Source organism: Pseudomonas sp. PDM14 (genome assembly GCF_014851905.1).
GTDB lineage: Bacteria > Pseudomonadota > Gammaproteobacteria > Pseudomonadales > Pseudomonadaceae > Aquipseudomonas.
The window spans coordinates 635,012-658,851 of the sequence record NZ_JACVAQ010000001.1; the positions used below are offsets into that span (position 1 = coordinate 635,012).

Consider the following 23,840-nt stretch of genomic DNA (forward strand, 5'->3'; position numbering starts at 1 on the left):
CTGACGAGCACCAGCGCCTATCGCTTCAGAACAGCTGCGAAACGCTGAACTTGATATTGCGCCCTACCCCGGACACCGACTCGCCCAGGTACGGGAAGTACTCGCGATTGAACAGGTTATCCACCGCCAGACGCGCCTCGAAGCCCTTGAGCTGAGTGGGTTGCCAGCTGGCGAACACGCCATGCAGGGCATAGCCCTGGGTTTCCGGCAGGCTCCAGCCCGAAGCCAGCGGGTCGTCATCCACCGGGGAACGGTCCTGCTTACGCACGAAGTTGCCGGTCCAGCCCATTGCCATATCGATCTCCGGCACCTTCACGCCCAGGGTCGCAACGGCCTTGCGTGGCGGAATATCCGAGAGCCAGGTTTCCTCACCCCAGGGGTTACGCGGCGAAGCATCGCGCTTACCGCGGATATAGGAAATCGACAGGCTGCCGAAAATCCGTGAGCTGTCGTAGAAGGATTCGATCTCCACACCCTCGATGGTGTAGCCGGGCAGGTTGCGGTTGTTGGCCAAGGGGCCTTGGCATGCGCCGTTGCCGCCTGTGACGCTTTCTGCGCAGTAAACGCCCGTGCGCTTGAAGATCTCGTCCTTGCCCCGGTTGCGGAACAGCGTGGTGCGGATCTGCAGGTTGTCGCTATCCACCACCAGCTTGTCGAGGTTGACGATGCTACCCAGACGCCAACCCGTGATCCGCTCGGGGTCCAGGTTGCGGCTGGTACCCGGCACGCTGCTCAGCGCACTCTGAACCTCGTACAGCTCGTCGATCAGCGGCGCACGCCAGGTCTTGCTGTAGTCAGCGAAGAACGCCAGGTTGTCGGTGGCCGTCCAGAAGATGCCCAGGCGTGGCGACCAACCACTGTAGGTCACGCTGCTGTAATCGTGCCCCACTGCCGGATCCGGGTTGTTGTAACGCGAAGCCTGGCTGGGCTCGCCACGGCTGTATATCTGGTCATAGCGCAAGGCCGGCGTGATGGTCACCGAACCGATGGTGATCGCATCCTGAATGTAACCGCTGCGGGTTTCCTGCTCGCCAGACGGCATGTAGTACGGCTGCATGAGCCCGTAGTTGTAGGTCGCATCGCGGGTCTTGCTGAGGTCCAGCATCAGCGTGTCACGGTCATGGCCATGCCACTGCACGCCGACGGTCACGGCGTGATCGAGAACGCCAGTGGAAAAGCGGCTCTCGTTGCTCAGCTCGGCCAGGCGGTCGGTATAGTCCACCCAGCTCTCATTGCCCAGAGAAGAGGCGAAGCCCGCACTCGCATTCTGCGGGCGCTTGTCGTGCTGATCGGTCTTGGAATAGGCATAGCTGGCCGTCATGTTGATCAACGGGTTATCCAGCGGTGCGTAATTCCATTTCAGCGAGTAGTTCTCGTCATCCTGATCGCGGTAGACCAGCTTGCGCTTCCAGGCACCGTCCAACCCATAACGGGCAATTTCGGCAGCCGTCGGTGCCGCCATGTCGTCACGCTTGGCGGCGAAGGGTTCCCAGGCATTGCTGTTGGACTGCATGGCCGACAGGGTGAATACGTGCTCGTCGCTCAAGCGCAGATTGCTCTTGAACAGGAAGCCGTCGAGGCTGTTGGACGAGTACACGAAACGGGTGCCATCGGGGCGTTTGATGTTGTCGCCGTCACGCCCGTTGAGGAACAGCAGGCCGTCGAGCATCTTGTCCTCGGTCTGGCCGAATACCGCGCCGCTGTAGATTTCCTGGCGATCGTTGGTGTGGTAGCCGTACTTGAGAAACGCACCGACATTCTTGCCGTCACGCAGCAGGTCGGCGGGGTCCTTGGTGTCGACCTTGATCACGCCACCGAAGCCTCCATTACCGTACAGGGTGTTGTGCGGCCCCTTGTCGACCTCGACGTTCTTGATCAGCTCGGGTTCGATGAACACCGACCCCTGGCGGTACTTCTCGAATCCCTTGGGAGCGCCATCGAGGATGACCTTCACGTCTTCCACGTCACCCATACCCCAGATGTTCAGGGTCTGGCCGCCCGGACGTGGCGAGCCACTGGAGCTGACACCTGGCAGGGTATCCAGCAGCTCGGCGATGTTGTCCGCCTGCTTGCGGTCGATGTCTTCCTGGCTCAGTACCGAGCGCCCGACCGTGCTGCTGTCGATCACGCTGCCCATGATATTGGTGCTGCCGAGGGTCATGACGTTGTCGCTGTCGCTATCGGCGGCGACACGGCGGCGAATCACGAAGCCGTCGCCCGCTTCGACCAGCTCCAGGCCGGAGTTGGCCAACAGTCGATCAAGCGCATCGCGCGCACTGTATTGCCCGGAAAGCGCCGGGGCGCGCAGGTCACGCAGTTGCGATTCGTCGAAGAGGATCTGCAGCTGGCTCTGCTGGGCCAGGGCGGTGAGCGCGCTGGCCATCGGCTGGGCCGGCAGATCGAACCGGTATTCCTGGGCCAGGACGTTGCCGCTGAGCAGCAGAGTGGCCAGGGCAGTGCCGGCACACAACTGGCGCAGCGCGAAACGGGTGGTGCGGGTATTCATCCAAATCTCCCCAAGTACTGCAAAACCGCCATGGCATGAGGCGGACATCAGGAAGACGCAGCGCTCGGAAAAACCCGCATATGCAAATGAAAAATATTTTCATCCAGCTTGTGACGACGCGAAAACCTCGAAGCAGAGCGCTCGCTACGCCCTGCAACGTGAACCGTGAAAACGCTAGCGGGGGTGAACCAGGGCTGTGCCGTCGGCCAGGTGCTCGACGCGCACCGGCAACAACTGCGGCAGCGCCGCCAGGAAGGCATCCGGGCGGGCGATGTTCAAGCTGCCGGAAACCCGGCGCTCGGCGAGGCTGGCATCGGCCAGGCCGACCGGCGCCTTGCGGTAGCGCGACAGCTCGTCGAGCAACTGCACCAGCGGCCGGTCACGGAAAATCAGCTGGCCGCGGCGCCAGCTGGCGATTTCCTCGGGGCCGAGGCGCATCGTGCGCAGTGTCCCGCTGCGGTAGTCGAAATCGACGCCGTCGCCGGCCTCCAGCATGGCGCGGCGCTCATCGCCAACCTGCGGGCGTACCGCCACCTTGCCGCTTTCCACTGCCACCGCCAGGTGTTCGCTGCTGCGCCGCACGCTGAAACGCGTGCCCAGCACGCGCACACTGCCCTCTCCGGCGATCACATCGAAGGGCCGCGCCGCATCCGGCGCCACGGCGAAGAACGCCTCACCCGCCTGCAACTCGACCTCACGTCGGTCCTCGTAGAGGCGCACCTGCAGCCGGGTATCGACGTTGAGGTCAATGCGCGAGCCATCCTCCAGCACCACCTGACGCTGTTCGCCCGGCGCGCTGAGCAGGCTCATTTCCTGGCTCGGGCTGGAGCTGAACCAGCCTTGCCAGGTTGCCAGCACCGCCAGCAGCCCCACCGATGCGGCCAGTGCGCGGCGCGGCTGCCAGCGCGTGCGTGGGCGCAGAGGAACCACCGGAGCAGGCTGCAGGGCGGGACGCTGTACGCGGTCGAAATCCGCCCAGATCAGCTCCATGTCGGCGAAAGCCCGCGCATGGGCGCGGTCCGCTGCCAGCCAGCGCTCCAGCTCGATGCGCTGCTCAGCGGACAGCTGCCCGCTGGAGTGACGGCTGAACCAGGTGGCGGCCTGTTCGTCGATGGAAATCGGGGAATCCTTGCGCATGCTCTCGCTCATGTTTCGTCAGCCACGGCTTGCCCTTCCACGCGCCGCTTGCAGTGCAGCAGGGCGCTGGCGATGTGCTTTTCCACCATGCTCAGGGAAATGCCCATGCGCTGCGCCACTTCGACCTGGGACAGGCCGTCGAACTTATGCAGGACAAAAGCCTCGCGGCGGCGCGGCGACAGATCATCAAGGGCGCGGGCCAGCAGATGCAAGCGCTGTTGCTGTTCAACGTGCTCCAAGGGGCTCGCTCCCTGTTCATCGGCCATGGCATGCAGGGTCTGCGCCGAATCGACGTCTTCGCTGGCCTGGGGCCGGGATTGCTGGCGACGCCAGTGGTCACGTAGCAGATTGCGGGCAATCTGGAAGAGAAAGGCGCGGGGCTGCTGGACCTGTTCGCGATCGCGCCAGTCCAGCCATTGGGTGAAGGCATCCTGGGCCAGGTCCGCTGCATCGGCGGAGCTGCCCAGGCGCTTGCCAAGGAACTTCAGCAGCTCGGCACGAAATGCACGGTACGCCCCGGAGACCGAGCCGCGCAGCTGCTCATCCATGACGATGACGCCAGACTGTCGCACTGTTCGTTGCTACCGCCACACCGCCCCCGACAACAGGCAACCGGACGACGCAGCGAGAGGCGACGAATCGACGGAGACCAAATGAGAATAACTATCATTAGATCTCAACCACTACGTGCTGGTCAAGGTGCCAGTAGGCCGACAGTGCCGACGATGCGCACGGTGCCCAGGACGAGCACCGTCGCAAAGCCGCCCTACAAGCCCGATTTGAGCCGGCTGAACGCGCGTGTCAGCGCACGGTTGAAGGCCTGGCTGTTGTCGTTCTTGGTGTACAGCTGCGCGCGCACCTCGGCCGGCGGATAGGTGCCGGGGTCGGCGAGGATCGCCGGATCGACCGTGGCATTGGCCGCCGGCACCGCGTTGGCGTAGTAGATGGTGTTGCTGATGGCGCCGATTACCGCGGGCATCATCAGATGGTCCATCAGCGCCAGCCCGGCCTCGGGGTGCGGCGCGTCCTTGGGGATCACCATCGCATCGAACCAGATCAGCGTGCCCTCGCGCGGGATGCTGTAGTGCAGGCTGTACGGCTTGCCGGCCTGCTGCGCCTGGCCGGCGGCGATCGACACGTTGCCGTTCCACGACATCGCCAGGCAGGCGTCACCATTGGCCAGGTCGGTGATGTTGCGGTCGTTGTCGAAGTAACGAATCGACGGCCGCACCTTGGCCAGGTGCGCTTCGGCGAGCTTGAGGTCGTCGAGGCTCTGCTGGTTGATGTCCAGGCCCAAGTAGCGGAACGCCGCGGCGAACACCTCGTTGGGGTCGTTGAGGTAGCTCACCCCGCAGTCGGCGAATTTCGCTACCACTGCCGGATCGAGCAGCATCGCCCAGCTGTCGGTCGGCGCATCGGCCATGCGCTTGGCGATGGCCTGCTCCTGATAACCAAAACCGGTGGTGCCCCAGACATACAGACCGGCGTAACGATTGCCCGGATCGAAGGCCGCCATGTGCCCGGTGAACTCACCATCAAGGCCGGCGAAATGCGGCAGCGCGGCCTTGTCCAGCGGTTGCAGCGCGCCGCTGCCAATTGCCCGCTGCAGGTGCTGGCCGGCGGTGAGCACCAGATCGTAGCCGCTGCGTCCGGTGAGCAACTTGGTCTCGACGGTTTCCAGCGAGTCGAAATGATCGACCACCACCTTGATCCCGGTCTTCTGCTCGAAGCTGCTCAGGGTGTCCGGCGCCAGGTACTCGCCCCATATGTACAGGTTGACCTGCTTCGGCGCCTCGGCTGCCAGCGCGTGTGCGCTCGCGACCAGGCTCATGGCCAACAGACCGGCATGCAGTTTCATGAAACCTCCTGGGCGCGTTTGGGCGCGGCGTACTGGGGCATGGTGATGCAGGCGACGTTGCCGCCACCGAGGAGGATTTCCCGCGAGTTGTCGATGCCGAGGATGCGGTGCTTGGGGAACAGCTCGGCCAGGGTGGCCTGGGCGACGCGATCATTCGGGTCGTCGAACAGCGGCAGGACGATGGCCGAATTGCCGGCGTAGTAGTTGATGTAGGACGCGCAGATCTGCGTGCCGGCCTGGCGCGTGTGGGTGGCGTCGTCCTGATCCAGGCCCTCGGCCTCCTCCGCGGTCCACTCCAGCACGCGCGGCTGCGGCAGCTTGTGCACTTGCAGCTCGCGGCCCTGGGCGTCGCGGGTGCTGCGCAGGATGTCGTAGGCCTCCTGGTAGATTTCCCACTGCGGATCGTCGCGGTCATCGGTCCATTGCTGCACCACTACGCCAGGGCGGACGAAGCAGGCCAGGTCGTCGATATGGCCGTCGGTTTCGTCGAACTTGCAGCCACGCGGCAGCCAGATCACCTGCTCGGCGCCGAGGTAATCCTGCAGCCGGCGGGTTACCTCGTCCTTGCCCAGGTGAGCGTTGCGGTTGCGGTTGAGCAGGCACTGTTCGGTGGTCAGCAACGTGCGCTGGCCATCGCTCTGGATGCCACCCATTTCGGCGATGAAGGGCGCGCGGTAGCGGTCGTAGCCTTCGATCTCGAGGATCTTCTGCGCGATCTGGTCGTCCTTGTCCCACGGGTAGTAGAGGCCGCCGTCGAGGCCGCCGTAGGCGTTGAACTCGAAGTCGACGCCGCGCACTTCGCCGCTGTCGTCATTGACCAGGAAGGCCGGGCCGCTGTCGCGGAACCAGGTGTCGTTGCAGGTCATCTCCACCACACGCACATGGGCCGGCAGTTGGCGACGGGCGTTGGCGTACTGGCTGGCTGAAGCGCACACGGTCACCGGCTCGCTGCTGGCGATGGCGCTGACGATCTCCACCCAGACTTTCTGTGCCGGCTTGGCACCGTTGCGCCACACGTCGGTGCGCTCCGGCCAGCCGAGCCAGCAGCGCGCCTTGGGTTCGAATTCACCGGGCAGGCGGAAGCCATCGGCTTTGGGCAGGGAGGTCAGGGAACGGGCCATTGCAGAATACTCGTCGGTGGCTGAGGAATAGCCCGACAGTACCCGTGGTAGAGCGCCCGCGACCAATGACCATTATCGCGGAACCCTTGAATTAAATTCAGACATCGACCAACTGATCAGTGAGCCATTCGACGAACTGCGCCACCGCTGGCTTGTCCAGACGCAGGCGTTCGCAGACCAGCGCGTATTGCCCGAGCGAGGCCACACTAGCGGCGAACGGCCGTACCAGACGGCCGCTGGCCAGGTCCTCGGCGCTGGTCAGGTTGTCGCCGATGGCCACGCCCTGCCCTCTTGCCGCGGCTTCCATGGTCAGCCCGGCATGGCCGAGGTAGAGATGACGCTGCGGCTGGATATCGCCGGCGTGGGTGGTCAGCCAGGCGGTCCAGGTCTTGCCGTCCTGGTCGTCGTGCAGCAGGCAGTGACGCGCCAGGTCGCGCGGGTGCTTGAGCGGCAGCTGGTTGAACAGGCCGGGGCTGCATACCGGGAAGAACAGCAGGGTCGGCAAGGGCCGTACGAAGTAGGCGCTGGCATCCGCCGGACCGGTGCCGTAGGTGATCGCCAGATCGATCTCCTCTCCAGGCTGGGTTGCCTCCAGCGGCTGCTCGTAGAGATGCAGGGTGATCTGCGGGTAGCGCTCGGAAAAATCCGCCAGGCGCCCGACCAGCCACTTCTGCGCCAGCTCGGCAGTCACCGCGATGCGCAGTTGCGCTTGCGAGCCAGGGTCGCGCAGCTCGTCGCAGGCCTCGCCGATCAGCTCGAAGGCCTGCTGCAGGCTGCGCAACAGGCGCCTGGCTTGCGGCGTGGGGCGCACCTGGCGGCCGTCGCGCTGGAACAGGCTGGTGCCGAGCTGCTCTTCGAGCTGGCGGATCTGGTGGCTGACGGCGCTGTCGGTGACGCATAGCTCGGCCGCAGCTCGGCCGAAATGCGCATGGCGCGCGGCGGATTCGAAGGTACGCAAGGCAGTCAGGGACGGCAGGCGGCGCATGGTCGGGGCATCCGGGCAAAGCCGGCATCGTTGCCCAGGTGCGCCGCCACGTCCAGTGCGGCGGCCAGTGCGGCGGCAGCGGGAGGATCGGTGCGGTAGTCAGGGCGACCATCGCACGCGAGGCAATCAGCGCAGCAGTTTGCTATCCAGCACGTCGGAAGGGCCGCCCAGCACGTTCTCGCTGATCTCGATGAAGTCCTTGGTGCTGACCTTGTCCAGGCGCATCAGGCCACGGGTGACGTCGTCCAGCGAACGCTGGTTCTGCGTGCCGTTGCGGATCTCGCGGTCCAGCTCCTGCAGCAGCAATACGGCGCGCGCGGTGATCGGTCCCTTGGACTCTTCGGTGCGCAATGTCTCGACCTTCTTGCTCCAGCCGATCAGCTTCTTGCGCACCGACTGGTAACGGTCCTCGCTCATGCCACCGGCGCGGCGCACCAGTTCGATGGCGTAGTACTCGGCCAGGCCCTCGCTGATCCAGTCGCTGCGGTCGGTGTCGCGGATGCGGCTGAACACGTGAACCAGCTCGTGCACCAGGGAGCTGGTACCGTTCTCGCTGACCAGCGGCCGCTCGCTGTGCATGAACAGCGAGTTGGGTGCGGACAGGCCGCCGCGCCACATCGGGTCGCCGGCGCCGACGATCAACAGCTTGGCCGGATCACGCGGGAACACCGCCTGCACTTCCGGCCAGACAAAGGTGAGCATGGTGATGATGTCCATGCGCCGCATGCCTTCGCCGACTGGCGCAGCCACGGTGACGTTGGTATTGCCCAGTTCGGCGCGGCGGCTGCCGACTTTGCCGGCGACGATCCAGCCGGTCGGGCGGTCGAACAGGCGCGAGGGGTTGTCGATGCGGAAGCGGTTCTCGCCGATGCGCGGCCAGCCGGTTTCCACGCTCTTCCAGCCCTTGGGCAGCTCGAACTGCAGGCGCGAGATCAGCTCGACCTTGTCGACCTGGTCCAGGTGCGCGCTGGGCACCAGGTCATCGCCGCGCAGCAGTGCCCAGGTCGGCGTCATCCGCGCATCGAAGTCGCCGGCCTTGCGCGGATGGCTGATGCGCACCTTGTAGCTGAGCGTCGCCTCGCCCTTGCCCGGCTTCCAGGTACCGCTCTGCGGCGAGCTGCTCTGCCAGCTGCCATTGCTGGTGAAGTCGCTGTAGTAGCCCTTGTCGCCCAGGTCGAAGGTCAGGCTGCGCACCACCTCGCCCTTCTCCAGGGTCAGGGTCACTTCGGCCTGATCGCTCTCCGGCAGAAAGCGCACGTGGTAGTCCAGGTCGACCTTCTTCGCCGCCCACAGCGGGCTGCTCAGGCACAGCAGGACAACGGAAGACAGCAGTTTGTGACGAGCAGACATTGCGTGGGCTCCATGCATGACGGTATCGGCCTTGGACCGACGACTGCGCGATTCGCTCAACCCGCGCGAAAGATCAGGTAGTCCTCCCAGTCATCCTCGGCCACAGCGTTCTCGCTGAGCATGCGTCCGGACTGGGAAATACGTTCGTGGTGCACCGCCTCGCGGTCGCCACAGACCAGATGATGCCAGAGCGGCAGCTCCTTGCCCTCGCTGACCAGGCGATAGCCACAGGTCGGCGGCAACCATTGGAACTGATCGGCCTGCGCCGGGGTGAGCTGGATGCAGTCGGGCACCTGCGCGCGGCGGTTGGCGTAGTCGCTGCACTGGCAGGTTTTCAGGTCGAGCAGTTTGCAGGCGATGCGCGTGTAGTAGACGCTGCCATCGTCCTCGTCCTCGAGCTTCTGCAGGCAGCACAGGCCGCAGCCGTCGCACAGCGACTCCCACTCGTCCTGGTCGAGCTGGGCGAGGGTCTTGCGTTTCCAGAAGGGTTCGACTTTGGCGGCCATGGCGACGATACAACGCGAAAAAGGGCGGCAGTCTAGCCCCTGCGGCAGCAGGGGCCAAGCAGCGGCGACTGATGGTCTGGCTGAGGGGAGGCACCGCCAACGCAGCGCACGGCGAAACCTCGGAGGAGCTTAGTAGCCGCGGGCGAAATCCACCTCGCCACGCAGCACCTCGCCGGCTTGCCAACGTTGCAGGTTGTCGAGGAACAAACGCGTGAGCAACTGCGGGTCGGTGGGGGCCGAGCTGTGCCCGGTCAACAGCAACCGCGGTGCATCCCAGAAACCGTGGCCAGCCGGCAGCGGCTCTTGCCGGCAAACATCGATCACCGCACCGGCCAGGTGGCCACGGCGCAGGGTCGCCAGCAGGTCCTCGTCAACCACCGCCACGCCGCGGCCGATGTTGATGAACAGCGCTTCGGCGGGCATCTGCGCGAACAGCGCCGCGTCATAGACATCGCGGGTGGCCGGGGTATCCGGCAACAGGTTGATCAGGCAGTCGGCCCAGGCGGCCTGCTCGGCCAGCGCGTCCAGGCCATGCACCTCGGCGAACGGCGCGATGGGCCGCGGCTGACGGGCGATACCGCGCAGCTGCACGCCGAACGGGGCGAGGAATTCGGCCATCTGCGTGCCAATGTCGCCGGCCCCGACCACCAGTACCCGCACACCGCGCAGGCTGCTCGGCAGCTGCGCGTCCCAGTGCTGCTCGACCTGGGTGGCGAGACGCCCGAGCAGGCGCCGGCGCTGGGCCAGCAGGTAGGTGAGCACGTATTCGGCCATCACCTGACCGAAGATGCCCACGGCGCGGCTGAGGCGGTAATCGCGCGGCAGGTCGCTGGCCAGCAGCGGCGTGATCCCGGCCCAGGTCGACTGCAGCCACTGCGGCCGGGCACCCGTGCGCAGCAGCGCGGCGAGCAGATCCGGCTGGCCCAGCCAGACCGTACAGCCTTCTGCCTGGTTCAGGCTTGCGCGCTCCCCCGCCACGACCAGCTCAGCCTGTGGCAGGGCCGCTTGCAACAGGCCGGCGTAGTCTTCGGGGTCGCGGTCGGCGAGGAGGATGCGCATCAGACCGGGTCGTTGCGGCGCAGCAGTTCTTCGGGCAGGTGCTCGATGTAGTCGTCTTCGGGCGGCGGCATCTGCAGGTGATAACCCTGGGTCTCGAGGTTCTCCAGCACCTTGTGGATGTCCTCGCGGGCCAGCGGTTTCTCCGGTGTCAGCACCAGGCTGAAGGCCAGCTGCGGCGGGCCGAACGCGGCCAGCAGTGCCTCCGGCACGCGCTTGAGCTCGTCGCTCTTGAGCACATAGAGGTACATCTCGTTCTTGCGTGGGCTGCGGTAAATGGAGCAGATCTTCTTCATGTCAGTCTTCCAGGGCTGCCAGCAGGTCATCGCCCATCAGCGCGCGGCGCCAGCCTTTGAGGCTATCGGGCAGTTGATAGGGGCCGTCCGGGTAGCCGGTCTTGAGCAGAGCTTCGAGGGATTTCTTGCGCAGCATCAGTTCGGGGGCAATCTGCAGCCGTTCAGACTCACGCTGGCCCACCGCGCGCAACTTCTTCAGCAGTGTGGTGGACTCCAGTGGCAAAGGCTGCGGCAACGCCTCAGGCCATTGCTCCGGCGGCAATGCGGCCGCTTCGCGGATCAGTTCGAGCAGGGTTTCGCCATCCTGACGCACGGTTTTCGGGTGCATGTCCTCAATGCGCGCCAGGGCGACGAGGTTGTCCGGCTGGGTTTTCGCCAGCGGCCACAACGAGGCCTCGCGGATGATCCGGTTGCGCGGCTGGTTGCGCGCCCGCGCCTGGCTCTCGCGCCAGGTACACAGCGCGCGCATCACTGCCAACTGCTGGCGCGACAGCTTCCAGGCCAGTTTGGCGTCGCGGTAGATCTGCTGCGGGTCGACCTCGCGGCGCAGGTTGGCCACCAGCTCGGCGCCGTCTTCCAGCACCCAGGCCAGCTTGTCTGCCGACAGCTTGGGCTGCAGCTCGCGATAGACCACGGCCAGGTGCTGGGCATCCTCGGCGGCGTAGCTGATCTGCGTCGGCGACAGCGGGCGCTGCAGCCAGTCGGAGCGGGTTTCGCCCTTGGGCAGCTCGATGCCGAGCACCTCCTGCACCAGACGCGAATAGCCCATGGAGAAGCCGAGGTTGAGGTAGCCGGCCGCCAGCTGCGTGTCGAACAGCGGCAGCGGCAGACTGCCGGTCAGGCGCAGAAATACTTCCAGGTCTTCGCTGCAGGAATGCAGCACCTTGACCACCGCCGGGTCGCTGAGCAGCGCAGCGAAAGGCGACCAGTCACTGATCTCAAGGGGGTCGACGAGGAACGCCCGCTCGCCATCGCCAACCTGCAGCAAACCGGCAATCGGATAGAAGGTGTCGACCCGCATGAACTCGGTATCGAGGGCGACGAACGGCAACTGCCGCCAATCGGCGCAATGACGGGCCAGGCTGGCGTCGTCGAGAATCCATTGAATATCGATAGCCACGCGGTGCTCCTTGGGCAATGCCGCGCAGTATATATGCCCACGGCGCGGGCCGGGCGCCTGATGTCCGCCGGGCATTTATGTCGAATCATTTGCCAACGAGCGGCCTGCACTGTGGCCAAATCCAACGCGCTACACTGCCGGCCACCTCACTCACAGGGAAGAACAACAATGAAGAAGCTTCTCGGCCTGCTGGCCCTGGTGATCGCCTGCGTCGCCGGCTACCTGGCGCTCCCCCCCAGCCCCATCGACCCGCTCGCCTGGCAACCCGGCGAAGCGCCGCTGTTCACCGGCGTGCTGGAACCCAACGACACCCTGATGAAGGCCGAGCTGATCGGCAAAGGGCAGATCCACGGCCCGGAAGACACCGCCGTCGACAGCCAGGGGCTGGTTTACGCCGGCCTGCATGACGGGCGCATCGTGCGCATCGACAAGGATGACCAGGTCAGCACCTTCGCCAACACCGGCGGCCGTCCGCTGGGCATGGACTTCGACGCCCAGGGCAACCTGATCGTCGCCGATGCCTACAAGGGCCTGCTGCGCATCGACCCGCAAGGGCAGATCACGGTGCTCACCACCAGCGCCGACGGCGTGCCGTTCGCCTTCACCGACGACCTCGATATCGCCAGCGACGGGCGCATCTACTTCAGCGATGCATCGAGCAAGTTCCAGCAGCCGGACTACCTGCTCGACCTGCTCGAAGGCCGCCCGCATGGCCGCCTGCTGCGCTACGACCCGGCCAGCGGACAGACCGAGACCCTGCTCAAGGACCTGTACTTCGCCAACGGCGTGGCGCTGTCGCAGAACGAAGACTTCGTGCTGGTCAACGAAACCTACCGCTACCGCATCACCCGCTACTGGCTCAAGGGCGACAAGGCCGGGACCCACGACCTGTTCATCGACAACCTGCCCGGCCTGCCGGACAACCTGCAGGGCGACCGTGCCGGCACCTTCTGGGTCGCCATGCCGACACCGCGCAAGGCCGATGCCGACTTCCTGCAGAACCAGCCGTGGCTCAAGGCGCAGATGGCCAAGCTGCCACGCGCGCTGTGGCCGAAGGCCAAGAGCTACGGCTTCGCCATCGCCCTCGACGAACAGGGCACGATCGTGCGCAGCCTGCACGACACCAGCGGCACGCACCTGCGCATGGTCACCTCGGTCAAACCGGTCGGAGACATGCTGTACTTCGGCAGCCTGGACAACGACCGCATCGGCACGCTGAAACTGCACTGAGCCTTCTGCACATGAAAAAGCCCGCCGATTGGCGGGCTTTTTCATGCTTCAGTGCCGGCAATGCCCGAGCGCACGACGCGTCACCGTAGGGTGCGCCATGCGCACCAGGGCAAACCTCGGGGCTGCGGTGCGCACGGCGCACCCTACGACAGCACCGTGCTGGGTTCTTGCGACCGTGTTTTTGCGGAAATAAGCACGCTCCAAACAGGAACACCGTTTCTCGCAGTACACGACAGGCCGCGCCGGTGTTCTTATGATGCCCCTAGTCAGGAATCGACCCAGGAGCTGCCATGTCCCTCGCCCAACTGCTCACGCCCGAACAACTGCATGCCCGCCTCGGCCAACCCGGCCTGGTCGTCCTCGATTGCCGCTTCGCCCTCGATGCGCCCGACTACGGCGCCCGCAGCTACGCCAGCGAGCACATCCCCGGTGCGCAGTTCGCCGACCTTGAGCAGGACCTTTCCGCCCCGGTGCACAAGGGCGTCACCGGCCGCCATCCGCTGCCCGATGCGCAGACGCTGGTCGCCAAACTGCGTGCCTGGGGGCTGAATGCCGACGCCGACGTGGTGCTCTACGATGACGGCCCCGGTGCCTTCGCCGCCCGCGCCTGGTGGCTGCTGGCATGGCTGGGCAAGCGCAGCGGCGTGTACCTGCTCGACGGTGGCCTCAAAGCCTGGAAGAACGCGGGCCTGCCGCTGAGCGCCGAGGTACCGAAGGCGCCGGCCGGTACCTTCAGCGGCACCCCGGACACCAGCCTGCTGCTCAGTGCCGAGCAGCTGCAGCAGCGCCTGGACGAACCAACCCTGAGCCTGCTCGACGCCCGCGCCCTGCCGCGCTTTCGCGGTGAGGTGGAACCGCTCGACCCGGTCGCCGGGCACATCCCGGGCGCTCGCTGCGCGGTGTTCACCGACAACCTCGACAGCGATGGCCGCTTCCTGCCCGCCGACCAGCTGCGCCAACGCTTCGCCGGGCTGCTCGATGGCAAACCGGCGGAACAGCTGGTGGCCTACTGCGGCTCGGGCGTCACCGCCTGCCACAACCTGTTCGCCCTGAGCCTCGCCGGCTACCCGCTGGCGCCGCTGTACGCCGGCTCGTGGAGCGAGTGGATCACCGACCCGAGCCGGCCGGTAGCGACAGGCGACTGAGCATCCGCGGCAGCCAGCGCCACATCACATGTTTTTCGTAGGGTGAGTCACTCGCCACCGATCCACCGTGCGTGGTCTCGGTGGATGAAAAGAGCGTCATCCACCCTACACACCGCGGCTCTCGATACACGAATGGGCTCGCGCTCCGTAGGGTGAGCCGTGCACACCGGCTTTTCGTGAACGCACACGGCAAGAGTCAGATCGCGCCGCTCCGAGCCAGCCTGTCGCATTTCGAAAATTCGAGACTTCCGAGCAGTGCGCGCGGCGCACCCTGCGGGTCGAATGTCAGCCCTGTAGCCCGCGCAGGCGCTTGGGTGTCAGGCCCAGGTAGCGGCGCATGGCGGTGGTCAGTGCGCTCTGGCTGGAGAAGCCGCATTCCTCGGCAATGCGCACCAGCGGCAGCGGGCTTTCGCGCAGCAGGCGCGCGGCGCGGTCGAGGCGGGTCTTGAGCAGGTACTGGTGCGGGGTGTAGCCGACGCTGTCCTTGAACTGCGCGTGGAAATGACTCGGGCTGAGGCAGGCAACCTGCGCCAGCTCGATCACCGTGATGCGCCGCGCCAGGTGCTCGGCGATGTAGCGGTCCAGTCGTTCGATATCCAGCGCGCCACTGCTGGCCTGGGCCTGCTCGCCGAACAGGCGCAGGTGCAGGGCACGCAGCAGCACGCCACCGAGGGCACGGGCCAGGTGCGGGTCGCTGCCATAGCGCGCCAGCTCGGCACCGGCGTAGGCCAGCAGGTTCTGGAAATCGGCATCCAGCGCCGGGTAGCGCGGGTTCTCGAACAGTTGGGCAAGCAGGCGCAGGTCATCCGGCGAGGTGTCCTGCTCGTCGAGATCGAGGATCAGCATGCGGTTGTCGCCAACCCCGGCGAACTGGTGTTCGGCATCGCCCGGCACCAGGCAGGCGCGCATGCGGCAGACTTCGCCGCCACTGCCGTTGACCTCGAATTCGGCGCGCCCGGCCAGCGACATGACCAACTGGTGGTAGTCGTGGGCGTGTTCGTGGGCCTGGTTATCGAGACGCGCGAGGCGGGCTTTGAGCATGGTCGGCTCTGATCAAATTTTGCGCACTTTACTGCAATCGCCCGGGCATTCCCAGCAAGCGCCGCCCGGTGGCGGCAACCTGCGGAAAAAAATCCAGGATTGAAATCGCCCCCCGGCCGTCCCATTAAAGGAATACGAATAGAGCCAAGGTGCCCCATGAGCGACGACAACACCGCTGAATTCATCGAGGCGCAGGCGACCCGCCTCGCCCTGCCCGGGCAGAACCTGCCGGACAAGCTGTACGTGATCCCGATCCACAACCGGCCGTTCTTCCCGGCGCAGGTGCTGCCGGTGATCGTCAGCGAGGAGCACTGGGCGGAAACCCTGGAGCTGGTGAGCAACACCGAGCACCACAGCATGGCGCTGTTCTACGTCGACCAGCCGGTGACCGATCCGCGCCACTTCGACACCGACAGTCTGCCGCTGCATGGCACCCTGGTGAAGATCCACCAGGCCAGCCGCGTCGACGGCAAGCTGCAGTTCGTCGCCCAGGGCCTGCAGCGGGTGAAGATCCGCGGCTGGCTGAAACGCCATCGCCCGCCCTACCTGGCCGAAGTCGAATACCCGCAGAACGCCGATGACAGCCGCGACGAGGTCAAGGCCTACGGCATGGCGCTGATCAACGCGATCAAGGAACTGCTGCCGCTCAACCCGCTGTACAGCGAGGAGCTGAAGAACTACCTCAACCGCTTCAGCCCCAACCAGCCCTCGCCGTTGACCGACTTCGCCGCCGCCCTGACCACCGCCGCCCCCGGCGAGCTGCAGGGCGTACTGGACACCGTGCCGATCCTGCAGCGCATGGAGAAGGTCCTGCCGCTGCTGCGCAAGGAAGTCGAAGTCGCGCGCCTGCAGAACGAGCTGTCCGAGGAGGTCAACCGCAAGATCGGCGAGCACCAGCGCGAGTTCTTCCTCAAGGAACAGCTGAAGATCATCCAGCAGGAACTGGGCATTACCAAAGACGACCGCAGTGCCGACGCCGACGAGTTCCGCGCACGCCTGCAGGGCCGCACGCTGCCGCCACAGGCGCAGAAGCGCATCGACGAGGAGCTGACCAAGCTGTCGATTCTGGAAACCGGCTCGCCGGAATACGCCGTCACCCGCAACTACCTCGACTGGGCCAGCAGCGTGCCGTGGGGCACCCTGGGCGACGACAAGCTCGACCTCAAGCACGCCCGCACCGTGCTCGACGCGCAGCACGCCGGCCTCGACGATGTGAAGAGCCGCATCCTCGAATTCCTCGCCGTCGGTGCCTTCAAGGGCGAAATCGCCGGTTCCATCGTGCTGCTGGTCGGCCCGCCCGGCGTGGGCAAGACCAGCATCGGCAAGTCCATCGCCGAATCCCTCGGCCGACCGTTCTACCGTTTCAGCGTCGGCGGCATGCGCGACGAGGCGGAGATCAAGGGCCACCGCCGCACCTACATTGGCGCCATGCCCGGCAAGCTGGTGCAGGCGCTGAAGGAAGTCGAGGTGATGAACCCGGTGATCATGCTCGACGAGATCGACAAGATGGGCAGCAGCTTCCAGGGCGACCCAGCCTCGGCCCTGCTGGAAACCCTCGACCCGGAGCAGAATGTCGAATTCCTCGATCACTACCTGGACCTGCGCCTGGACCTGTCCAAGGTGCTGTTCGTCTGCACCGCCAACACCCTGGACTCGATCCCCGGCCCGCTGCTCGACCGCATGGAAGTGATCCGCCTGTCCGGCTACATCACCGAGGAAAAACTCGCCATCGCCAAGCGCCACCTGTGGCCCAAGCAGCTGGAAAAGGCCGGTGTACCGAAGAACCGCCTGAGCATCAGCGATGCCGCGCTGCGCCTGGTGATCGAGGGTTACGCCCGCGAGGCCGGCGTGCGTCAGCTGGAGAAGCAGCTGGGCAAGCTGGTGCGCAAGGTGGTGGTCAAGCTGCTGGACGACCCGCAGGCGAAGGTCAAGATCGCGCCCAAGGACCTGGAAAGCTACCTGGGCATGCCGCACTTCCGCACCGAGCAGGTGCTCTCCGGCGTCGGCGTGATCACCGGCCTGGCCTGGACCAGCATGGGCGGCGCCACCCTGCCGATCGAGGCCACGCGCATCCACACGCTGAACCGCGGCTTCAAGCTCACTGGCCAGCTCGGCGAGGTGATGAAGGAGTCGGCGGAGATCGCCTACAGCTACATCAGCTCCAACCTGAAGACCTTCAAAGGCGACCCGAGCTTCTTCGACCAAGCCTTCGTCCACCTGCACGTGCCGGACGGCGCCACGCCCAAGGACGGCCCCAGTGCCGGGGTGACCATGGCCAGCGCCCTGCTCTCCCTGGCGCGCAGCCAGGCGCCGAAGAAAGGCGTGGCGATGACTGGCGAGCTGTCGCTGACCGGGCAGGTGATGCCCATCGGCGGGGTACGCGAGAAGGTCATCGCCGCACGCCGGCAGAAGATCCACGAACTGGTGCTGCCGGAGGCCAACCGCGGCGACTTCACCGAGCTGCCGGAGTACCTCAAGGAAGGCCTCACCGTGCACTTCGCCAAGCGCTTCGCCGATGTAGCCAAGGTGCTGTTCGGCTGAGTGTGCCGATGCTGCCCGCAGCGGCGCTCTGCGCCGTTGTGCGCGGCGTGTCTGCCGCGCACGGTGTCGCGGCGTGGCGCCTGCGGCTATGCTGCCGGCATTCGTCAGTTCAAGGAGTCGACCATGATCACCGCCCCGCGCCTGTTGCTGCCTGCGGCCATCGCCCTGTTCGCCGGTTGCGCGCAGCAGCCCACCAGCGTGACCGTGCAGGAAAAACAGCTGGGTGATTGCCCGGTGCAGCTGCACACGGGCCAGACCTTCACCGTCAGCCTGCCAAGCAACCCCACCACCGGATTTCGCTGGACCGTGCTAGACGCCGCACCGGGCGTGTTGCGCAGCCTCGGCCCGGAGGTCTACAGCACCCCGGAGGACGCTGGCCTGGTCGGCAGCGCCGGGCAATCGCTGTGGCGCTACCAGGTCTACCAGGCTGGCGAAGCGCGCCTGCGCATGAGCTACCAGCGTCCGTGGGAAACCGACGTAGCCCCGGAAAAGACCATCGACTGCGCGATCAACGTGCGCTGACCCTGCGCTTGTCGCCATCGGCCCTGGCCGCTGGCGCCCGCTGTCCGAACCGATGCCGCGCGCGGCGGCAATAATGGGCGAAAACAAGAGAGCCCATCATGCGCACTTTCCTCGCCCTGCTCGCCGCCACCGGCATCGCCCTGCTCATCTACTCCCGTCTCGACGGCCCCGCCTGGCTCGGCCTGATTGGCAAACCGCTGCCGGTCATTGCCCTGCTGCTCTGGCTACGCCAGGCGTCCGTGTCCGCCTACCGCCGCTGGATCAGTATCGGCCTGCTGTTCTCGCTACTCGGCGACCTGCTGCTGGAGTGGCCGCAGGACCTGTTCGTCTTCGGCCTCGGCGCATTTCTCGTCGCCCACCTGGCGTACCTCGTGGCTTATATAGGCAGCACGCGGCGCCTGGCTCCCATGCCACTGCTAGCGGCCGTGGTGGTGGCCGGTTGCATGTTCGGCCTGCTGGCGAATGCCGGGCTGGGCGCGCTGCTGATCCCCGTGGCCTGCTACAGCCTGGCCATCGGCTGCATGCTCTGGCGCGCCCTGGCACGCTTGGGTACGACCGGCATCGCGCGCCAGTCGGCCTGGCTGGCCGCTGGTGGCGCGGTGCTGTTCGTGCTGTCGGACAGCCTGATCGGCATCAACCGCTTCGTGCAGCCGTTCGAGGGCGCGCGCATCGCCATCCTGTCCACCTACTGGCTCGGCCAGTGGGGCATCGCCGCCTCGGTCATCTACCTCACGAGCGCGGCGCGCATGCCTCAGTTCGCTGGTAGCGCGGTGGAGTCGCCCGCCTCGCTACGGTAAATGCACAGGCGGTTGCGCCCGGCATTCTTGGCCCGATAGAGGGCCACATCCGCGGCGTGCAACAGGGCGTCGGCCTGGTCGCCATCATCCGGGAACCAGGCCAGGCCGAGGGAAATGCTGATCGGCCCGAGCGGTTCGCCACCGTAGCGCACCTGCAGGCGGCTGACCGCCAGGCGCAGGCTTTCGCAGCGCTCGATGGCGTCCTCGCGGCTGATCTCCGGCATCACCAGGGCAAACTCCTCGCCGCCATAACGGCAAGCCAGGTCGCTGGCGCGCACGCTGCGCTTCATCTCGATGGCCAGGTGCCGCAGCACCAGGTCGCCGGCTTCGTGGCCGAAGGTGTCGTTGAAGCGCTTGAAGTGATCTACATCGAGCAGCACCACGGCAATCGGCGCCTGCTTGCGCGCCGCGCGCATCAACTCGCGACGCAGGGTCTCGTCGAGGAAACGGCGGTTGTGCAGGCCGGTCAGTGCATCCATCAGCGACTGCTGGCGCAGGCTGTCGCGCAGCGACAGGTTGGCCACGCCCAGTGACACCTGCTCGGCGAACGCCTCGGCCAGCTCCAGGTCGGCCCGTGGCGCGCCATTGAGGCTGAGCACGCCGAGCGGCTCACCCTGCGCCATCAGCGGCACGCAGAGGTAGCCGTGTTCGATCACGGTGCTGCCGAGCAGGTGCGGGCACAGCAGGTCACGCTCGATGTCCAGTACCTGATGGCTCTGGCCACGGCGAATCGCCCAGCAGGCATGCGGCTCGAACAACTCCAGCGACTGCGGCCAGTCGCCCCAGCGCGCCACCGGGTCGAGCACATCGCGCGAGGGGTGATACAGCGCCAGGCAGCCGGTGTTGTCCGGGAACAGCTGCTGGGCGAAACGACCGACGATGCCGTAGCACTCGTCGAACTCGTTGACCGAGTGCAACGCCCCGGCCATGCGGCTGAGCAGGGAAATCTCGCGATTGCGCAGCTCCAGGCGCTGCACGCCGGTGGACAGCTGGTCGCTGAGGTCGCTGAGGTTCTGCCGGCTGACCCGCCCCTCGTGCAGGGTGCGGAAGGTGAAGTGGAACAGCAGGCCGATGACGATCAGGTCGAGCAGCCCGATCAGGATCAGCAACACCAAGCCCAGGCGCTCCAGCCACTGGCCCTGCTGCTCCAGCGTGGCCTGGCGGCGCTGCAGCGTCGATTGCAGGTCGGCCATGTGGTCACGCATGGTGTCCATCATCTGCTTGCCCTTGCCCTGGCTGATGCGCTCGGCGGCGCTCTGCATGCCGCTCTGCCGACGGTCGCGTATCACCTGGTTGAAGTAGCTGCGCTGCTCAGCGATCAGCGGTTGCAGCTTCTCCAGGGCCAGCGCCAGCTCCGCGTCAAGCAAGGCCTCGGCGCGCAGCTCGGCCAGCAGTCGGTCGACCTCGCCGTAGCCCTGGTAGAGCGGCGAGAGAAAATCGTCGCGGCCGGTGATGACGAAGCCACGCTGGCCGGTTTCGCCGTCCTTGATCGCCGACAGCAGCCGCGAGGCCTGACCGCTGAGGCGCTCCTGGTGCTCGTAGTCGAGGCGCGCCTGCTTGACCCACTGATTGCTCAGCAGGGGCAACAGCACGTTGAGGCTAAGCATGGCGATAGCCAGCACGAAACCGAACTTGAGCCGGGTGTCTGCCTGCATGGGGTCCCATCCGTTTGCGGGTTCGCCTCAAGCTTAATCGCAGTTCGGCACGGCTGCGCGCTGCCTGGCGCACATCCTCGCGGTTGATTTCCGACCAGTTGAACTGATGGTGGTTGGGCCCGGGCCGGCACTTGGCTAAAATGCCGGCCTTTTCGTCACCACCCCGGACCCGCCGTGAGCCAGCAACCCGACCGAATCTTCGCCCAACCGCACGCCGAGCTGCAGGATTTCGCCTTCAACGAGGACGTGGTGCGCGTGTTCCCGGACATGATCAAGCGCTCGGTGCCCGGCTACCCGACCATCGTCGAGAACATCGGCGTGCTCGCCGCGCAGTTCGCCCAGCCCAACTCGGTGCTGTACGACCTCGGCAGTTCGCTCGGTGCAGTGACCCAGGCCCTGCGCCGGCACGTGAAGACCGATGGCTGCCGGGTGATCGCGGTGGACAACTCCAGCGCCATGGTCGAGCGCTGCCGCGAGTACCTGCACGGCCAGGACTCGATGTTCCAGGAGCTGCTGCCGGTCGACGTGCAGGAAGGCGACATCCTCGCCCTCGAGTTCCAGCCCGCCTCGCTGGTGGCGCTGAACTTCACCCTGCAGTTCATCGCCCCGGAACAGCGCCTGGCGCTGCTCGGCCGCATCCGCCAGGCCCTGCTGCCGGGGGGCGCGCTGATCCTCTCGGAGAAACTGCGCTTCGAGGACGAACAGCAGCACACCCTGCTCACCGACCTGCATGTCGCCTTCAAGCGCGCCAACGGCTACAGCGAGCTGGAAATCGCGCAGAAACGCAGCGCCCTGGAAAACGTGATGAAACCCGACAGCCTGGAACAGCACCGCGAACGCCTGCTCGCCGCTGGCTTCAGCCAGGTGGTGCCGTGGTTCCAGTGCCTCAACTTCGCTTCGCTGATCGCCCTGCCATGATCGCCGCCCTCGACCTCGACGCCTTGCAACAGGCCGTCGCCGGCAGCCCGCTGCAGGACTGGGCCGCCGACCTGCCCGCGCAGATCGACGCCAAGCTGGCCATCGGTCACGGCGACCTGCAGCGCTGGTATGCCGCGGTGCAGGCGCTGCCGGCGCTGACCGCCGAACAGCAGGAGCTGAAGAATGCCCTGCGCCTGGACGGTCCCTGCGACGACGCCACCCGCGCGCAGCTGAAAACCGCGCTGCAGGGGCTGATTCCCTGGCGCAAGGGTCCGTTCGACCTGTTCGGCGTGCACATCGACACCGAATGGCGCTCGGACTGGAAGTGGTCGCGTGTCTCGCCGCACCTGGACCTGAAGAACAAGCGCATCCTCGATGTCGGCTGCGGCAACGGCTACTACCTGTGGCGTATGCTCGGCGCCGGAGCCGGCAGCGTGGTCGGCGTCGACCCCAACTGGCTGTTCCTCAACCAGTTCCTCGCGGTCAAACGCTATTTGCCGGACCTGCCGGCCTGGCACCTGCCGCTGGCCCTGGAAGAGTTGCCGGCCAAACTGGAAGGCTTCGACACGGTGTTTTCCATGGGGGTGCTCTATCACCGCCGCTCGCCGGTCGACCACCTGCTCGATCTCAAGGACTGCCTGCGCAAGAACGGCGAACTGGTGCTGGAAACCCTGGTGGTCGAGGGCGACGCCCAGCAGGTGCTGGTGCCCGAGGACCGCTACGCGATGATGCGCAACGTCTGGTTCCTGCCCTCGGTGCCGGCGCTGGAGCTGTGGCTGCGCCGCGCCGGTTTCGTCGACGTGCAGTGCGTGGACGTCTCCACCACCAGCGTCGAGGAACAGCGCGCCACCGAGTGGATGCGCTTCCAGTCGCTGCCCGACTTCCTCGACCCCGCCGACCACAGCCGCACGGTGGAAGGCCTGCCCGCGCCAATGCGCGCGGTGCTGGTGGCGCGCAAGCCGTAGCCCGGATTGATCTTCCGATGGTACCCACGCTCCAGCGTGGGTACCGATCAGGGGACGCTCCGCGTCCCACAGACCCAGCGCATCTGCAACGGCGTTCCCACGCGGAGCATGGGAACGATCCATCCGCGCCCCTGCCGGTCGAAAAACCGCCGCAGCTCTTCCCCTTGACTAACCCCTCAGACCAGCTCGATACGGTCGTCGTGGATGACGATCAGGCCCTGCTTGAACAGGCCGCCGATGGCCTTCTTGAAATTGCCCTTGCTGACGCCGAAGGCCTTGCTGATCACCTCGGGCGGGCTCTTGTCGCTCAGCGCCAGGCTGCCGCCTTCGGCGCCCAGGCGAGCGAGGATCTGCTCGCTGAGGCTGCTCGCGGCCTCCTGGCCGACCGGCTGCAGGCTCAGGCTGATCTTGCCGTCGGCGCGCAGTTCCTTGATGTAGCCCTTTTCCTGCATGCCACTGCGCAGGAACTTGAACACCTCGTTCTTGTGGATCAGGCCCCAGTGCTGGTTGTTGATGATGGCCTTGAAGCCCATGTCGGTCTTCTCCGCCACCAGCAGGTCCACCGCGTCGCCAACCTTGTAGCGCGGCGGCGTGTTGTCCAGGTAACGGTCGAGCCGCGCGGTGGCAGTGATGCGTTTGCTGCGCTTGTCGAGGTAGACGTGCACCACGCAGTAGTCGCCGACCTGCAGCGGACGTTTCTCTTCCGAGTGCGGCAGGAGCAGGTCCTTGGGCAGGCCCCAGTCGAGGAACAGGCCGATGGAATTGATCTCCGCCACCTTGAGGCTGGCGAAGCCGCCGACCTGGGCCTTGGGCCGCTCGGTGGTGGCGATCAGGCGGTCCTCGCTGTCCAGGTAGACGAACACGTTGAGCCAGTCGCCGATCTCGCTCGGCTCGTTCTTCGGCACATAGCGGTTGGGCAGGAGGATCTCGCCATCGGCCTCGCCGTCGAGGTAGAGGCCGAAATCGGTCTGTTTGACCACCTGCAATGAGTTGTAACGACCGATCAGCGCCATGTTCACCACCTTGTTTGCGAGGCCGGCATTCTACCCCGTGATGGCGCAACACGCTGCAAACGCTGGCTGCAGGCGATA

At 66.0% G+C, this 23,840-nt stretch carries 21 protein-coding genes; 7 read left to right on the forward strand and 14 right to left on the reverse strand.

The window, feature by feature from the left end:
* Positions 1-25 precede the first annotated feature (25 nt).
* The 11 genes from IB229_RS02940 to rnd all read right to left on the reverse strand — a co-directional run bounded on the left by IB229_RS02940 (position 26) and on the right by rnd (position 11,935).
* On the reverse strand, positions 26-2,506 hold the full coding sequence (locus IB229_RS02940; RefSeq protein WP_225578900.1) for a TonB-dependent receptor: 2,481 nt from the start codon (positions 2,504-2,506) through the stop codon (positions 26-28).
* Between the two features lie 174 nt (positions 2,507-2,680).
* On the reverse strand, positions 2,681-3,643 hold the full coding sequence (locus IB229_RS02945; RefSeq protein ID WP_192324793.1) for a FecR family protein: 963 nt from the start codon (positions 3,641-3,643) through the stop codon (positions 2,681-2,683).
* A gap of 8 nt (positions 3,644-3,651) precedes the next feature.
* Entirely contained in the window at positions 3,652-4,191 is a 540-nt protein-coding gene (locus tag IB229_RS02950; protein WP_192324795.1) for a sigma-70 family RNA polymerase sigma factor, read from the reverse strand.
* A gap of 218 nt (positions 4,192-4,409) precedes the next feature.
* Positions 4,410-5,501 carry an extracellular solute-binding protein gene (locus tag IB229_RS02955; protein ID WP_192324797.1) on the reverse strand — a complete coding sequence of 364 codons (1,092 nt, stop codon included), beginning with the start codon at positions 5,499-5,501 and terminating at the stop codon, positions 4,410-4,412.
* Positions 5,498-6,622 (reverse strand): agmatine deiminase, encoded by a 1,125-nt coding sequence (gene aguA, locus IB229_RS02960; RefSeq protein WP_192324799.1) that lies wholly within the window; start codon positions 6,620-6,622, stop codon positions 5,498-5,500. The genes IB229_RS02955 and aguA overlap by 4 nt, the downstream gene beginning before the upstream one ends.
* Positions 6,623-6,719: 97 nt before the next feature.
* Complete coding sequence (locus tag IB229_RS02965; protein ID WP_192324801.1) at positions 6,720-7,607, reverse strand: LysR substrate-binding domain-containing protein; 888 nt, start codon at positions 7,605-7,607, stop codon at positions 6,720-6,722.
* A 126-nt stretch (positions 7,608-7,733) separates the two neighbouring features.
* A complete protein-coding gene (locus tag IB229_RS02970; RefSeq protein ID WP_192324803.1) occupies positions 7,734-8,957 on the reverse strand; it encodes a hypothetical protein in 1,224 nt (407 codons plus the stop codon).
* 56 nt (positions 8,958-9,013) lie between these two features.
* Positions 9,014-9,463 carry a YcgN family cysteine cluster protein gene (locus tag IB229_RS02975; RefSeq protein WP_192324805.1) on the reverse strand — a complete coding sequence of 150 codons (450 nt, stop codon included), beginning with the start codon at positions 9,461-9,463 and terminating at the stop codon, positions 9,014-9,016.
* 129 nt (positions 9,464-9,592) lie between these two features.
* On the reverse strand, positions 9,593-10,522 hold the full coding sequence (locus IB229_RS02980; protein ID WP_192324807.1) for a D-2-hydroxyacid dehydrogenase: 930 nt from the start codon (positions 10,520-10,522) through the stop codon (positions 9,593-9,595).
* On the reverse strand, positions 10,522-10,815 hold the full coding sequence (locus IB229_RS02985) for a YcgL domain-containing protein (protein ID WP_192324809.1): 294 nt from the start codon (positions 10,813-10,815) through the stop codon (positions 10,522-10,524). The genes IB229_RS02980 and IB229_RS02985 overlap by 1 nt, the downstream gene beginning before the upstream one ends.
* A gap of 1 nt (position 10,816) precedes the next feature.
* Entirely contained in the window at positions 10,817-11,935 is a 1,119-nt protein-coding gene (gene rnd, locus IB229_RS02990; RefSeq protein WP_192324811.1) for a ribonuclease D, read from the reverse strand.
* Positions 11,936-12,103: 168 nt separating this feature from the next.
* On the opposite strand from rnd, the gene IB229_RS02995 reads away from it, so the two are divergent.
* Both IB229_RS02995 and IB229_RS03000 read left to right on the forward strand, forming a co-directional pair.
* On the forward strand, positions 12,104-13,165 hold the full coding sequence (locus IB229_RS02995) for an SMP-30/gluconolactonase/LRE family protein (RefSeq protein ID WP_192324813.1): 1,062 nt from the start codon (positions 12,104-12,106) through the stop codon (positions 13,163-13,165).
* A 290-nt stretch (positions 13,166-13,455) separates the two neighbouring features.
* Entirely contained in the window at positions 13,456-14,310 is an 855-nt protein-coding gene (locus tag IB229_RS03000; protein ID WP_192324815.1) for a sulfurtransferase, read from the forward strand.
* Positions 14,311-14,595: 285 nt separating this feature from the next.
* Here the strand turns inward: IB229_RS03000 and IB229_RS03005 are convergent, their stop codons facing one another.
* Positions 14,596-15,351, reverse strand: coding sequence for a helix-turn-helix domain-containing protein (locus IB229_RS03005; RefSeq protein ID WP_192324817.1), 756 nt, complete (start codon positions 15,349-15,351; stop codon positions 14,596-14,598).
* A 156-nt stretch (positions 15,352-15,507) separates the two neighbouring features.
* Between IB229_RS03005 and lon the strand changes: the two genes are divergently transcribed.
* The 3 genes from lon to IB229_RS03020 all read left to right on the forward strand — a co-directional run bounded on the left by lon (position 15,508) and on the right by IB229_RS03020 (position 19,211).
* The gene (lon, locus tag IB229_RS03010; RefSeq protein ID WP_192324819.1) at positions 15,508-17,892 is read left to right on the forward strand and encodes an endopeptidase La; all 2,385 of its coding nucleotides are present in this window, start codon (positions 15,508-15,510) and stop codon (positions 17,890-17,892) included.
* 126 nt (positions 17,893-18,018) lie between these two features.
* Entirely contained in the window at positions 18,019-18,414 is a 396-nt protein-coding gene (locus IB229_RS03015) for a protease inhibitor I42 family protein (protein WP_192329209.1), read from the forward strand.
* 98 nt (positions 18,415-18,512) lie between these two features.
* Positions 18,513-19,211 carry a lysoplasmalogenase gene (locus tag IB229_RS03020; protein WP_192324821.1) on the forward strand — a complete coding sequence of 233 codons (699 nt, stop codon included), beginning with the start codon at positions 18,513-18,515 and terminating at the stop codon, positions 19,209-19,211.
* On the opposite strand, the gene IB229_RS03025 is transcribed toward IB229_RS03020, so the two are convergent.
* Entirely contained in the window at positions 19,166-20,866 is a 1,701-nt protein-coding gene (locus IB229_RS03025; RefSeq protein ID WP_192324823.1) for a diguanylate cyclase, read from the reverse strand. The two genes, IB229_RS03020 and IB229_RS03025, sit on opposite strands and share 46 nt — an antisense overlap.
* Positions 20,867-21,040: 174 nt before the next feature.
* Here IB229_RS03025 and cmoA point away from each other — a divergent pair, with 174 nt between their 5' ends.
* Together cmoA and cmoB are read left to right on the forward strand one after the other, a co-directional pair.
* Positions 21,041-21,784 (forward strand): carboxy-S-adenosyl-L-methionine synthase CmoA, encoded by a 744-nt coding sequence (gene cmoA / locus IB229_RS03030; RefSeq protein WP_192324825.1) that lies wholly within the window; start codon positions 21,041-21,043, stop codon positions 21,782-21,784.
* Positions 21,781-22,749 (forward strand): tRNA 5-methoxyuridine(34)/uridine 5-oxyacetic acid(34) synthase CmoB, encoded by a 969-nt coding sequence (gene cmoB / locus IB229_RS03035; RefSeq protein WP_192324827.1) that lies wholly within the window; start codon positions 21,781-21,783, stop codon positions 22,747-22,749. The genes cmoA and cmoB overlap by 4 nt, the downstream gene beginning before the upstream one ends.
* A 176-nt stretch (positions 22,750-22,925) precedes the next feature.
* Here the strand turns inward: cmoB and IB229_RS03040 are convergent, their stop codons facing one another.
* A complete protein-coding gene (locus IB229_RS03040) occupies positions 22,926-23,762 on the reverse strand; it encodes a S1 RNA-binding domain-containing protein (protein ID WP_192324829.1) in 837 nt (278 codons plus the stop codon).
* Positions 23,763-23,840 lie beyond the last annotated feature (78 nt).

Excerpts from the sequence above, each read along its gene's own strand:
- IB229_RS02940 (WP_225578900.1), bottom strand. The coding sequence starts at position 2,506 with ATGAATACCCGCACCACCCGTTTCGCGCTGCGCCAGTTGTGTGCCGGC.
- IB229_RS02945 (WP_192324793.1), bottom strand. The coding sequence starts at position 3,643 with ATGCGCAAGGATTCCCCGATTTCCATCGACGAACAGGCCGCCACCTGG.
- IB229_RS02950 (WP_192324795.1), bottom strand. The coding sequence starts at position 4,191 with ATGGATGAGCAGCTGCGCGGCTCGGTCTCCGGGGCGTACCGTGCATTT.
- IB229_RS02955 (WP_192324797.1), bottom strand. The coding sequence starts at position 5,501 with ATGAAACTGCATGCCGGTCTGTTGGCCATGAGCCTGGTCGCGAGCGCA.
- aguA (WP_192324799.1), bottom strand. The coding sequence starts at position 6,622 with ATGGCCCGTTCCCTGACCTCCCTGCCCAAAGCCGATGGCTTCCGCCTG.
- IB229_RS02965 (WP_192324801.1), bottom strand. The coding sequence starts at position 7,607 with ATGCGCCGCCTGCCGTCCCTGACTGCCTTGCGTACCTTCGAATCCGCC.
- IB229_RS02970 (WP_192324803.1), bottom strand. The coding sequence starts at position 8,957 with ATGTCTGCTCGTCACAAACTGCTGTCTTCCGTTGTCCTGCTGTGCCTG.
- IB229_RS02975 (WP_192324805.1), bottom strand. The coding sequence starts at position 9,463 with ATGGCCGCCAAAGTCGAACCCTTCTGGAAACGCAAGACCCTCGCCCAG.
- IB229_RS02980 (WP_192324807.1), bottom strand. The coding sequence starts at position 10,522 with ATGCGCATCCTCCTCGCCGACCGCGACCCCGAAGACTACGCCGGCCTG.
- IB229_RS02985 (WP_192324809.1), bottom strand. The coding sequence starts at position 10,815 with ATGAAGAAGATCTGCTCCATTTACCGCAGCCCACGCAAGAACGAGATG.
- IB229_RS02995 (WP_192324813.1), top strand. The coding sequence starts at position 12,104 with ATGAAGAAGCTTCTCGGCCTGCTGGCCCTGGTGATCGCCTGCGTCGCC.
- IB229_RS03000 (WP_192324815.1), top strand. The coding sequence starts at position 13,456 with ATGTCCCTCGCCCAACTGCTCACGCCCGAACAACTGCATGCCCGCCTC.
- IB229_RS03005 (WP_192324817.1), bottom strand. The coding sequence starts at position 15,351 with ATGCTCAAAGCCCGCCTCGCGCGTCTCGATAACCAGGCCCACGAACAC.
- lon (WP_192324819.1), top strand. The coding sequence starts at position 15,508 with ATGAGCGACGACAACACCGCTGAATTCATCGAGGCGCAGGCGACCCGC.
- IB229_RS03020 (WP_192324821.1), top strand. The coding sequence starts at position 18,513 with ATGCGCACTTTCCTCGCCCTGCTCGCCGCCACCGGCATCGCCCTGCTC.
- IB229_RS03025 (WP_192324823.1), bottom strand. The coding sequence starts at position 20,866 with ATGCAGGCAGACACCCGGCTCAAGTTCGGTTTCGTGCTGGCTATCGCC.
- cmoB (WP_192324827.1), top strand. The coding sequence starts at position 21,781 with ATGATCGCCGCCCTCGACCTCGACGCCTTGCAACAGGCCGTCGCCGGC.
- IB229_RS03040 (WP_192324829.1), bottom strand. The coding sequence starts at position 23,762 with ATGGCGCTGATCGGTCGTTACAACTCATTGCAGGTGGTCAAACAGACC.